The organism is Sphingobacterium sp. UDSM-2020 (genome assembly GCF_016132525.1).
GTDB classification, from domain to species: domain Bacteria; phylum Bacteroidota; class Bacteroidia; order Sphingobacteriales; family Sphingobacteriaceae; genus Sphingobacterium; species Sphingobacterium anhuiense.
The window spans coordinates 1401025-1413815 of sequence record NZ_CP066166.1 but is presented as its reverse complement, the minus strand read 5'-3'; the positions used below and the strand labels follow the sequence as shown (position 1 = coordinate 1413815).

Annotated in this window: 8 protein-coding genes; 6 read left to right on the top strand and 2 right to left on the bottom strand. The window is 35.8% G+C overall.

Annotated elements, in window-relative coordinates; all coding sequences use genetic code 11:
* Window positions 1-64: 64 nt before the first annotated feature.
* A complete protein-coding gene (radA, locus tag JAZ75_RS06110) occupies window positions 65-1450 on the top strand; it encodes a DNA repair protein RadA (RefSeq protein ID WP_132771694.1) in 1386 nt (461 codons plus the stop codon).
* A gap of 51 nt (window positions 1451-1501) precedes the next feature.
* Here radA and JAZ75_RS06105 read toward each other — a convergent pair whose 3' ends face one another.
* Entirely contained in the window at window positions 1502-2185 is a 684-nt protein-coding gene (locus JAZ75_RS06105) for a peroxiredoxin family protein (RefSeq protein ID WP_232789368.1), read from the bottom strand.
* A 571-nt stretch (window positions 2186-2756) separates the two neighbouring features.
* On the opposite strand from JAZ75_RS06105, the gene JAZ75_RS06100 reads away from it, so the two are divergent.
* The 3 genes from JAZ75_RS06100 to nagB all read left to right on the top strand — a co-directional run bounded on the left by JAZ75_RS06100 (window position 2757) and on the right by nagB (window position 7003).
* Window positions 2757-3509 carry a DUF2490 domain-containing protein gene (locus tag JAZ75_RS06100; protein ID WP_208700649.1) on the top strand — a complete coding sequence of 251 codons (753 nt, stop codon included), beginning with the start codon at window positions 2757-2759 and terminating at the stop codon, window positions 3507-3509.
* A gap of 286 nt (window positions 3510-3795) precedes the next feature.
* Entirely contained in the window at window positions 3796-4947 is a 1152-nt protein-coding gene (locus tag JAZ75_RS06095; protein WP_208700647.1) for a methionine aminotransferase, read from the top strand.
* Window positions 4948-5083: 136 nt separating this feature from the next.
* A complete protein-coding gene (nagB, locus tag JAZ75_RS06090) occupies window positions 5084-7003 on the top strand; it encodes a glucosamine-6-phosphate deaminase (protein WP_208700645.1) in 1920 nt (639 codons plus the stop codon).
* 129 nt (window positions 7004-7132) lie between these two features.
* Here the strand turns inward: nagB and JAZ75_RS06085 are convergent, their stop codons facing one another.
* Entirely contained in the window at window positions 7133-8029 is an 897-nt protein-coding gene (locus JAZ75_RS06085; protein ID WP_208700643.1) for a helix-turn-helix domain-containing protein, read from the bottom strand.
* Window positions 8030-8195: 166 nt separating this feature from the next.
* Between JAZ75_RS06085 and JAZ75_RS06080 the strand changes: the two genes are divergently transcribed.
* Both JAZ75_RS06080 and JAZ75_RS06075 read left to right on the top strand, forming a co-directional pair.
* Entirely contained in the window at window positions 8196-11249 is a 3054-nt protein-coding gene (locus tag JAZ75_RS06080; RefSeq protein ID WP_208700641.1) for a SusC/RagA family TonB-linked outer membrane protein, read from the top strand.
* A gap of 10 nt (window positions 11250-11259) precedes the next feature.
* Complete coding sequence (locus tag JAZ75_RS06075) at window positions 11260-12771, top strand: SusD/RagB family nutrient-binding outer membrane lipoprotein (RefSeq protein WP_208700639.1); 1512 nt, start codon at window positions 11260-11262, stop codon at window positions 12769-12771.
* The last annotated feature ends 20 nt before the right edge of the window (window positions 12772-12791 follow it).

The following is a 12791-nucleotide window of genomic DNA, read 5'->3' as shown; positions in this document are numbered from 1 at the left end:
CAAAATATTGTAAGATTTTTTAATAACCTAAATGTTGCCGTTTAAAAAGTGGTAAATTCGTACAATGGCAAAGACAAAATCAGCATATTTCTGTCAAAGTTGTGGATTTGAATCCGCAAAATGGCTTGGGCAATGTCCTTCATGTAAGCAATGGAATTCTCTCGTAGAAGAAGTGGTAGAGAAATCAGGATCTAAAGTCCCTGAATGGCGCAGTACATCGGTAACATCGTCACCCAAGCGCGCAAATAAAGCGGCTGTTATTCATGAAATCGTCTATCAGGATGAATCACGTATCCTGACACCCGATCAGGAGTTTAACCGTGTCTTGGGGGGAGGGATTGTTCCAGGTTCTTTGGTTTTAATCGGTGGAGAACCGGGTATTGGGAAATCTACGCTCATGTTGCAACTGGCATTATCCATTCCGCAGGTAAAGACGCTGTATATTTCAGGAGAAGAGAGTGAGCAACAGATTAAAATGCGGGCGGAACGGTTGTCGCAATCATCTAATGCGAATTGTTATATCTTAACAGAAACGTCTACACAAAATATTTTTAAACAGATAGAAGTTGTGCAACCCAATGTAATCGTTATCGATTCCATTCAGACCCTGCATTCGTCGCAGATAGAATCTGCGCCGGGTTCCGTGTCTCAGGTTCGGGAATGTACAGCAGAGTTGTTGCGGTTTGCCAAAGAAACGAGTACTCCAGTTTTAATTGTTGGTCACATTACTAAAGATGGATCTATTGCTGGACCTAAAGTTTTAGAGCATATGGTCGATACTGTTTTACAGTTTGAGGGCGATCGGCATCACGTTTATCGTATCTTGAGAGCTGTGAAGAATCGGTTTGGTTCGGCCTCAGAGCTGGGTATCTATGAAATGCAGGGTTCAGGTCTGAGAGAGGTTTCCAATCCCTCTGAAATTATGATTTCGCAACGCGATGCTCCGGTTAGTGGGGTGTCTATCGCAGCAATGCTGGAGGGAGCACGTCCTATGATGATTGAGGTGCAGGCCTTGGTTAGTAATTCTGCTTTTGGAAATCCACAACGTACATCCACTGGATTTGATACTAAAAGATTAAGTATGTTACTTGCTGTCTTGGAGAAACGTTTTGGTTTCAGATTGAGTGCACAAGATGTCTTCTTAAATATTGCAGGTGGACTAAGAGTGGAAGATCCTGCTATAGATCTAGCAGTCATCGTCGCTATTATTTCGTCACAACAGGATATTGCTGTAAAAACAAACATCACTTTTGCTGGTGAGGTCGGGCTTTCTGGAGAAATTCGTGCTGTAAATCGAATCGAGCAGCGCATCGCTGAAGCTGAGAAATTAGGTTTTGAAGGAATCTTTATTTCTAAGTTTAATACAAAGGGGTTAGATCCTAAAAAGTATAATATCGCTATTCGTCCGGTTGCAACTCTTGAGGATGTATTCCGAGCTCTTTTTGGTTAACATGAGCTATAAATAGAAAAGGGAACGACTATTAATCGCTCCCTTTTCTATTTATTTTAATACTTCTTTCAGTTTCTTATTCAACTCCTCACCATGTATATTTCTGGCTATGATTTTTCCAGAAGGATCAATCAGCACATTTTGTGGGATAGCTTTGACGCCGTATAATGTTCCCACATCATTTTGCCAACGCTTTAGGTCCGAAACATGTTTCCAATGTAACTTATCGGTATGAATGGCCTTTATCCAAGAGTTTCTGTCTCTATCAAAAGAAATTCCTAATATTTCGAAGTTTTTATCTTTAAAGGTCGCATAGGTTTTGACTAAGTCAGGACTTTGCACCCGACAATCAGGACACCATGAAGCCCAAAAATCTAGTAGCACAAACTTCCCTCTGAAATCGGTTAATTTAATAGGATTTCCCGTGGTATCATTTTGCGTAAACTCGGGAGCTTGTTTTCCGATTTCGACTTTCGAAAGTGCTTCAAGATAAGTTTTAAATTCCTGACCTTCTTGTGAATTTTTAACGTTTTTGCCTAAGGTGTTGTATAAGCTTTGTAATTCTTGATATTCTGGCGTATAGCCACCAACTCTTCTTAAATCTACCAATGTAGAAATAGAATCTGGATTGGCTTTTACACGAGCGATATAATCCTCTTTAGTTAACTCTTTCTTCTGTGCGACCACTATTAGGGGTAAGCAAAATAAGAAGTATATAAAAAATTTTTTCATCATTATTTGAGCGTTTTGATTACAAATATAATATAATCTATCATTTAGGTAGATTATATTTGTTTTTTATACATTCTTTTTACAATTGATTGCTTAGCTATCCAAATGTTGCCATAGCCATTGCTGAATTTTCATAGTCAGTAACCCATATGATTAAATTTTTAGTAAGATATTTTCGGAAAAACGTTCTTTACGAGCTAAATACTTTTTGCCTAATGCGTTGCTTATAAAGGCTGTCAGTTAATTTATTGATGGTGAGGTTGCTGGTGTTTTAATAATCTGGAAGCGTTTGTAACTAAATTTATATACAAACAATGTTTAATTTAATTAAACATTGTTTAGCAATTCTATATATTTGCTTTCACTAATTAGAACCTTAATCTATCAAATTCTGCACCGTATTATGTTACCTTGCTTATTTATAAAAAACATATATGTATTCCATTATAGACAGCGATCCGGTGAATGTGCAGCGGATTGTGATGTAAATATTTTAAAGTCAAAGATAAATAAAAGCCTGCACCGCATAGCTCTTGAAAGCTTTAATAGGTTTATCAAAAATGCAATGGCTTATATGATGAGATTACTATTTGTTTGGGTTATGTTCCATATAATTACATTGCCAGTCGCTGTTTACGGCCAAACTAAAAGTTATAATCAGTTTTGGAACGATTTTCAATTTGTGACACCAATAAAGGGAAAGTGGAGTAATGAAATAAATATTGGACAGGTATGGACTAGCCTTTCAGGAGATGATGATCCTTTTCACTCCAATGCCCAATTATATGCCAGGGTCTGGCTTCATTACTCGCTTTCAAAGTTTAAGCTTTCGGTATTTACTGGTTATAACCATAATCCGGAGATTAAGCTTATGGGGCAGGATGGACTTCCGGAAATCAGGTCTGCAGTGCAAGGGATTTATTATTTTAAAAAGACGCCATTTACATTATCAGGGCGGCTTAGGATAGAAGATCATCTTGATAGAAGGATTGAACAGGGATTTGATGAAAGTTTCAGGGTAAGAAGTCAGGTGAAATTGACAAAAACACTAAATGCAACAGAGATTGCAAAAGGATCAGTTTATCTCGTGGCATCTGAAGAAGTTTTTACCCAGACGGCCGCGGACGTTTTTGAGTATCCAAGGTTTGGAAGCAATAGGTTAACAATTGGTTGTGGATATGCCTTTACAAATGATTTTTTAGTTGAAATGGATTATTCTAATGATTACTATCCCAATAAGAATCATCAGCTTTCCTACCACACTGTACAGGTAAATTTTAGTTGCTACAACTGGCTTAAAAACTTACAGAATACATTGCTCAGATAGTATTATGTTGGGTATGACATACGATGTACCCATTTGAATGACGTAAAGGAATTATCCATTGGAATAGCTTTCGCAAACTTTAAAATCTTATCTGACGATGATCTGTTGTTCCTATCAGTCGGATAGGTTCGTGTCTCAAAATTTTCTTAGGATTATTTTGAACATTTAGATTATAAAAAAATATAATCTATTGCTTTTGTAGATTATATTTGTTGTACATTAATTTGTGCAATTGATTGTGAACTATTCCAAAATATTATCTTAGCATTTGTTTATTCTGACTATAATGAATTCAACCTTTCAATCTAAGCTTCCACGTGTGGGAACAACAATTTTCAGTAAAATGTCTGCGCTCGCGCAACAGTATGGTGCACTAAACCTGGCACAGGGTTTTCCTGATTATGATACTGATCCACATTTAATCACTCTTGTAAAGGATTATATGAACGATGGGTTTAATCAATACGCATTAATGCCGGGAGCCTTACCCTTACGTGAAAAAATAGCCTTGAAAGTTATGAATACCCATCAGATAGAGGTAGACGTTCAGGATGAAATTACTGTAACAGCGGGAGGGACTCAAGCTATTTTCACTGCTATAGCTACAGTTGTTCATAAAGATGATGAGGTCATTATATTTGAACCAGCATATGACTGTTATGCCCCAACTGTTGAATTATTTGGAGGAAAGGTTATACCTGTTGTTCTTTTGGCACCTGATTTTACTATTGACTGGGATTATGTCAAAAGTCTAGTGAATGCCAGAACTAAACTGATTATTATTAACAACCCTAATAATCCAACTGGTCGACAACTGGAACTGGATGATATCGAAGCATTAGCTCAGATCGTAGCGTCGTCACAAGTATTTGTATTGAGCGACGAAGTGTATGAACACCTCGTATATGATGGCAGAAAGCCCTATTCTTTATTAGCGCATCCCTTTCTAAGGCAAAGAAGCTTTGTCATTGCATCTTTTGGAAAACTACTGCATGTAACTGGCTGGAAGGTGGGATACTGTATAGCACCCCTTGAATTAACGAGAGAATTTCGAAAGATCCATCAATACAATGTCTTTAGTGTCAATGGTGCAGTTCAAATGGCTATTGCCAAGTATCTGGAAGATTCACAAAGTTATTTAGGTTTAGGAGATTTCTTTGAACAGAAGAGAAACTTCCTGATTGCTGGAATATCATCTTCCAAATTTACCGTATTACCGAGCAACGGTACTTATTTTTTGAATGTTGATTACAGTTCAATTTCGGAGGAACAGGACCTCTTATTTGCTGAACGTATGATCGTCGAAAATAAGATCGGATTAATTCCGATTTCAGCGTTCTATACGGCAGATCCAAATCAGTATATTTTGCGGATTTGTTTTGCTAAAAGATCTGAAACGCTCATTCAAGCCATTGATTTACTTAATAATATTAGATAATACTTCAAATAAACGTTTTAGCAATCGTGTGCATTTGCATTTTTGCTATAAACGATTTAAAATCTTATAAAATATGGTGAATAAGCTACAATATTTTATAAATTTGTAATTCACCCTATCAATACTAATTCTAATAATGGCTAGATTAAATTTATTGGAAGAAACACGCTTTGAAAAAGTTCCTGTAAGTGTGTATCCTGATCCAAGCACAGCTTCCAAAGTTGTTGCAAAGCGTATTGCGGACATCATTCGCAAAAAGCAAGAGAATGGCGAAAATGCAATTTTAGGTCTTGCTACTGGTGCAACACCCGTTAAAGTTTACGCTGAATTAATCCGTTTACATAAAGAAGAAGGTTTAAGTTTCAAAAATGTCATCACGTTTAACTTGGATGAATATTATCCGATGCAGCCAGATGCCGCACAGAGTTATGTGACATTCATGAATAAGAATCTATTTGATCATGTTGATATTGAAAGAGCAAACGTTAATATTCCTGATGGAACATTAGCAGTAGACGCGATCAATGCCGCTTGTGAAGCTTATGAGCAAAAAATTACTGACTTAGGTGGTTTAGATATTCAAATTTTAGGAATTGGTCGTACAGGTCATATCGGTTTCAATGAGCCGGGATCTGCTCCTAATTCGGGTACACGTGTTGTCACATTAGATGATTTGACACGTCGTGATGCTTCTCGTGATTTTGGTGGTAAAGAAAATGTACCTCGTAAAGCAATTACGATGGGTGTCGGTACTATTTTTAAAGCTCGGGAGATCATTTTGATGGCCTGGAGTGGTAATAAAGCTGAAATCATTAAGAAAGCTGTAGAAGGTGAAATCTCATCAGAGATTCCAGCAACTTATTTGCAACTGTCTGATAATGTAGAATTCATTTTAGACACAGAATCAGCTTCGTTATTAACAAGATTCGATTTGCCTTGGTTGGCTGAAGATATTGAATGGACACCTGTTTTAATTAAAAAAGCAGTTGTTTGGTTGTCTTTGGAAATTAAGAAGCCTATTCTGAAACTGACAGAAGAAGATTATAATAATCATGGTATGGCTAAGTTGGTAACCCAATCAGGTCCTGCTTACAATATCAATATCCGTATTTTTAATGAATTGCAACATACCATTACTGGCTGGCCAGGTGGTAAACCAAATGTTGATGATTCACAAAGACCTGAGCGTGCTAATCCGGCTAAGAAAACTTCAATTGTATTCTCTCCGCACCCTGATGATGATGTAATCTCTATGGGTGGTACATTTATTCGTTTAGCAGATCAAGGACATGATGTACATGTTGCTTATCAAACGTGTGGTAATACAGCTGTTTGGGATGATGATGTTATCCGCTATTTAGAATTTGCAGAAGATTTTGCAAAAGAGATGGGAATTGATGCATCAAAAATTTCAACGTTGTATAAAGAAAGCCGTGAGATTTTTGAAACTAAAAAACCAAACCAGATCGATACAGAGATTGTTCGTAAGATCAAAGCATTAATCCGTAAAGGAGAGGCTATTGCTGGCGCTCGTTTTGTAGGTTTACCAGATACAAATATCCATTTCCAAGACTTACCTTTTTACGATAGACAGAAATTCTCAAAAGATGTTTCTTTCGAAGATGATATCCAGCAAACAATGGAATTATTACGTCAGGTAAAGCCACATCAGGTATTTGCCGCTGGTGATTTTGCGGATCCACATGGAACACACAAAGTATGTTTTGATATTTTGTTTGAAGCATTAAGACGTTTAAAAGCGACTGATGAGTGGACTAAAGATTGTTGGTTATGGTTGTACCGTGGAGCTTGGCATGAATACCCAATTCATGAAATTGAAATGGCTGTTCCATTATCGCCACAAGAGGTGTACCGCAAGCGTTTGGCTATCTTTAAGCACCAATCACAGAAAGATCTTCCAGTTTTCCCTGGAGATGATCCTCGTGAATTCTGGGTACGTGCAGAAGATCGTACCAGCGAAACTGCAGAATTATATGATCAATTGGGATTAGCTAATTACGAGGCAATCGAAGCTTTCGTAAGATGGGAATTCTAATTATATTAAATAACTAATAAAAGGCTCTCCGTTTTAGGAGAGCCTTTTTTGTTCTATTACTGGCTATTAGAATTATGGCATCTAAGGAGATAATAGTATTGTATTCTATAGTGTTTCCACAATTTTGAATTAAATATAAATCATCGCAATATCTTTAATTGCGAGATAATTGTCTATGAAAACTGCAAATAAATATCTTAATGCATTGGGTGTATATCCAAAAAATTTCTTAAAAGCTGTAGTAAAATGAGTCGCATGTCTATAACCCAACTGCTGACTAATTGAGCTTACCTTGACATCTTTTTCTTTAAGCATCAGTTTCGCCTTATTCATTTTACAATCAACTATAAAATTGAATACTGTCATTCCGTAAAATTGCTTAAAATGTTTTTTGAGGTATTGTTCATTAGTTCCGACAATTCTGGCCAATTGAGAGATCGTGAAATTCTGACTCAAATTGGACTCGATCAATCCTTTAGCGGTCTTTATCTTTTCCATATCAATATCTCTCAATCTTGTACTTTCTGTTTTTGTAGATAATTCTAAGTAGGCGACCAATTTGCAGAATATGTTTAGAGATGTCCCTTTATAGAATGTAGATAGGAGAGACTCTGGAAGTTGAGTATGAATAAGACCTAGAGCATTACTATGAATGGATGGAACACGAAAACATCTCAATGTTGATGAAGATTGAAAGAGTTTTTCTATCTTTTCTTGATTACCAAGTTCAATTTCACTGTGCTTCAGAAACCCAGCCTTAAATGTCAGTATACAAATTTTTGCTTTCTCATTTTTTGCGATCAGAAAGAGATCTAAACCTTGTGAATAATAAAAGCAAGAATGTTTTTCTTTAAGCTCAATCTCTTGTTGGTCCAAAATTATAGTGCTGGTTTTAGCCATAGAAATAATGAGAACCGAACTGTTGTCATCAATTTTGAGACGAGAAAATTCATCATTTAAAGCTATAAGCTTTACTTCATAATCTATGTTATTGTATAAGGAGATGATTCTATCCTCTTGATTCATATTGTGCTTATTATTATAGTTGCCACTTAATTTCGGATTGTTAAGCTTGTTTTTCGGATCTCGTCACTCCACTATTTATAATTAATCTAATTTTGCATTCAGTTATTTAGACTGGTTCTAAAGACAAAGATATAAATTTTTACATGTATTAACTAAAAAGTGAAGGATGATAAAAAATTACTTTTCAATTTTACTGCTATTGCTGCTGGCCACATATTCTTTGGATTTGTTGGGACAGACTCATGTTACATTAGCTGGACGTGTTTTAGAACACGAAAGTGACGAGCCTATTAGGGGCGTTTCTGTTTCTGTAAAAGGGAATGAACGTTCAGGAAGTGTGATAACAGGTTCCCAAGGTAGCTTTAGGATTCAGGCACATCAGGGACAAAAATTAATTGTTTCCCACTTAGGATATTTGCCGACCGAAATTTTTATTGATAAAGATTGGTCAGATCGTGTTATTTACCTAGCAAAAGATAACAAACAACTCTCAGAAGTAGTTGTGACAGGAGCACTTGGTATTAAAAGACAGTCCAGAGAGCTTGGTACTTCTGCTCAGTCTGTCAGTAATGAAGAGCTTAATCTAGGTAAAGTTGTAAACCCATTACTTGCTTTGTCTAGTAAAGTTGCCGGGTTGCGTATCAATGCAACAGATTTAACAACTGGTAAAACTGATCCAGGAATTCAGATCAGATTAAGAGGTACACGGTCTTTAAACAGATCTAAAAATGATCCTTTATATGTTGTAGATGGAGTTCCTTTACCAGATATAACACGTGTTAACCCAAATGATATACAAGATATTACTGTTCTTAAGGGTGCAAATGCTGCGGCACTTTATGGCTCTGAAGGTGTAAATGGTGCTATTATGATCACGACAAAATCTGGAAAATCAGATCGAGGTCAAATTAATTTTAGCAATAGCACAACTTTTTCTAATGTATTTTTATTACCTCCGGCACAAGTGGAATTTGGACAAGGACAGAATGGGATTTACAGTCCAGTAGCTAATGAATCTTGGGGTGATAAGTTTAATGGAGAAGAGAGAGACTTTGGTCTTCCAATCAATGGTGTACAACCGACTAAGCGATATGAAGCTCCAAGTAAAGATAATCGTTTAGGATTTTTTGATACAGGTATAACGACCCAAAACGACATATCGTTTTCGGGTGGAGATACTGAAAGCTCATATTTTATGTCCTTACAGGATGTTCGTATTAAAGGAATTATTCCAGGAGATAAATCAAGTCGTACTGGAGCCCGATTTAACGGTTCTCGTCGTTTTAACAAACTAAATACTTCATTTAATGTAAACTATGTTTTTTTCAAGAACAATACTACGAGCGACGGACCTTGGCTTTCTGTTTATACTCAGCCAGCAAATATTGACTATAAGGACGCTAGAAATTGGCAAAATCCAAGTTCTCCAAATCATCCTTTAAATTGGTATAATCCTGTTGCAAGTACGAGAAACCCAATCTTCATGGCTGATAACAACAGAAATACATCCGATCAACATACCTTAAATTCAAAATTAGAGTTTAATTATGAATTTGCAGATTGGTTTGATGCGACTTATAGAACAGGCCTTTATTTCCAATCTGAGCCAGGTCGTATAACAAATCGGAAATTAACATCTAGCGTAGCAACAAGGAATATCAATGGATCTGTTAATGATACTCATTCCGGATTTACAAGATTTAATAATGACTTGATTTTAAATTTCCATAAGGATTTTGGTGATTTCACTACTAAATTACTAGTAGGTCAAAATATCAGAATGGATGAAGGAAAACAAATAAATGTAAGTGCATCAAACTTATTATTTGAAGATATTTTTAATCAAGGATCTAGAACAGGAGAGTTGACAGGAGGCTCTACAATAACAAAATACCGATCATTGGCTACATATGGAGAGTTTACTGCAGGTTATAAAAATTATTTGTTTTTGACTTTGACTGGTAGAAATGATAAAGTTTCTGTGTTAGACCCCAATAATAATAGTTACTTCTCGCCAGGTATAAGTTCTTCCTTTGTATTTACAGATGCAATTGAAAGTCTGAAAAATAACAGCGTATTAAATTATGGACGTGTTTATTCATCTTATAATAAGACCGGGAATGTTACATTGGATCCTTACAGATTAAATTTAACATATAGTCAGACAGCAGGATTTCCGTATGGAAGTTTGGTTGGATTTACACCCTCTCTATCAGAACCCAATTTATTAATTAAGCCAGAATTTGTAAAATCTTATGAGGTAGGTCTTCAGCTGGGATTCTTTAATAATAGATTGAGTACAGATATTGCTTATGCACATTCAGATTCTGATGGACAGATTTTTAATGCCGGGATATCAAGTGCAACGGGATTTAACTCTACAATAGTTAATGCAGGACGGATGATCAATAAAACGCTCGAAGTTATGATCAATGGAACTGTAATTAAAAATGATAAAGTGAAGTTGGATTTGGGTTTTAACTTCAGTTATACAGACACTAAAGCTAAAGACCTATTTGCAGGAGATGAATTTAACATCTTTAGACAGGCTTATGCGCTTAAAGATCATCAATATCCGACGCTTAGAATGACAGATTTCTTAAAAGAAGGAGGTAAAATAGTACTAGATAAAGATGGTAATGTTATTCCTTCAGAAGAAGAAGTTGTATTGGGTACAATGGTTCCTCCATACCTTTTTGGTTTTTCAACAAAACTCTCCTATCAGTCCTTTACATTAGGTTTTCAAATAGACTCAAGATTAGGAAGCTGGATGTACTCAGAAGTATTTCCAAGAATGTATGCCGCAGGAACACATATTGAGACTGTGAAATATGATAGACAACCGTTTATTATGCCAAATTCGATGGTTCGACTTACGGATGGAAGCGTTGTAGAGAATACCGATGTATATTCTAAAGGAGACAAAGCTTGGTGGACCGCTTATGGAAATATTCAGACAACTACTGCTGCAAAAGCAGACTTTTTAAAATTAAGAGAACTTTATGTTGGGTATGAATTGCCTGCAAAGTTTTTGGCAGGACAGAAATTGTTTAAAAAAGCAAGCATCGGTTTTGTTGGCAATAATTTGTTCATTATTAGACATTCTTCCAATAAAATTGGTGATCCCGAAGCACTGTACAATCAAACGGATGGTTATGCGAGTTTCAGACAGATCCCAACGTCAAGGTCAATGGGCTTCAATATTAATATGACTTTTTAAAAATACCGTAATGAAATACAATATTAGAAAAATAGGATTAATGGGTTTTGCATTTTTCACATTGACTTCTTGCAAAGATTTTTTAGATGTAAATGTTAACCCGAATTCCCCAATAAAGGAAAATTTAAGTTTGAATGCTAAACTTCCTGCAGCACTGGTGACATCAGCGGCATATGAAGCTACTCAGTTAAACCAAATCGGAGGTCTTTGGGGAGGATATTGGGGTACTTCAAATGAAGGAATTAATTCTTTTGGAGCTCTCAAGATATATAATGGCCCAGGAATTAGAGATACTCGTGATGGATTGGCTGTTTGGGAATCGACTTATAATAATTTGTTTTATTATAAAGAAATATTAGAACAGGCGGAAGTAGAAGATGCTAAATTTTATTCAGGAATAGCAAAGATTATGATGGGATACCATTTTTTTATACTTGTTGATTTCTATAACAATGTGCCTTATGAGGACGCCCTAAAAGGGTCTAAGATTTTGCACCCAAGTTATGAGTCCGGAAAAGATGTATATAAAAAATCTGTAGATCTGATTACTCAAGGTATAGAAGAAATTAAAGTTGCCTCTTTGCTTCCTGCAAATGATGATGTTGTATTCAAAGGAAATAAAACGAAATGGGCAAAATTTGGAAATACGTTGAAATTAAGAGCGTTGTTAAGACAGTCTGAAGTTTCGAGTCAAGCATCTTATATTACAGAGGAAATTGCTAAAATTACAAAAGAAGGTTCTGGCTTTTTAGAAGAAGATGCTAGTGTAAACCCAGGTTTTTTGAATACAGCATCTAAGATTAATCCATTCTACGAAACCTACTATCGTAATAATTCTGGAGTAGCTGTAGCTAATTATGCTAATATACGCCCTACTCAATATCTTATTGGAAAATATAAAGAATTTAATGACCCGAGATTGGCTCAAAATTATGTGAGTATAAACGGAGACTTTAAAGGGGTTATTTTGGGAGAAAATATGATAAAAGATGAGTATGCAGCAGTTAATACTTCGTCTTTAAAAGGACCAAATGAGAATGGGAACCAACCAGCAGGAATAATTAAATCTTTCAATCAATCTATTGTTTTAATATCATTAGCAGAATCTAATTTCTTGCGAGCAGAAGCAGTTGAAAGAGATTGGATAACAGGTATAGCAAGTCAATTATATCAAAGTGGGATACAAGCATCATTTAATTATTTGTTCAATGTTAATAATTATAATGTACAATCTTATATCAACCAGACTAATGTGAACTATGCGACTGCAACGAATAAGATTGAGCGTATTATCACACAGAAATGGTTAGCTCTAAATAATATTAATAACATTCAGTCATGGAATGATTTTAGAAGACTCGGATACCCTAACTTCCCTAACTCTGTGTCTTCTCCAGTGCCTAATGGGTATCCATTGCGGTTTATGTATCCTGAAACAGAAATCAATACGAATAACCAAAATGTGGTAAGCCAGGGTGATAATGGAGTTTTAACCAATAGAGTATGGTGGGATGCTAATTGAGTTCTTTTGTTAAAGAATCA

Coding starts and splice junctions, on each gene's coding strand:
- radA (WP_132771694.1), top strand. CDS start 65: ATGGCAAAGACAAAATCAGCATATTTCTGTCAAAGTTGTGGATTTGAA.
- JAZ75_RS06105 (WP_232789368.1), bottom strand. CDS start 2,185: ATGATGAAAAAATTTTTTATATACTTCTTATTTTGCTTACCCCTAATA.
- JAZ75_RS06100 (WP_208700649.1), top strand. CDS start 2,757: ATGATGAGATTACTATTTGTTTGGGTTATGTTCCATATAATTACATTG.
- JAZ75_RS06095 (WP_208700647.1), top strand. CDS start 3,796: ATGAATTCAACCTTTCAATCTAAGCTTCCACGTGTGGGAACAACAATT.
- nagB (WP_208700645.1), top strand. CDS start 5,084: ATGGCTAGATTAAATTTATTGGAAGAAACACGCTTTGAAAAAGTTCCT.
- JAZ75_RS06085 (WP_208700643.1), bottom strand. CDS start 8,029: ATGAATCAAGAGGATAGAATCATCTCCTTATACAATAACATAGATTAT.
- JAZ75_RS06080 (WP_208700641.1), top strand. CDS start 8,196: ATGATAAAAAATTACTTTTCAATTTTACTGCTATTGCTGCTGGCCACA.
- JAZ75_RS06075 (WP_208700639.1), top strand. CDS start 11,260: ATGAAATACAATATTAGAAAAATAGGATTAATGGGTTTTGCATTTTTC.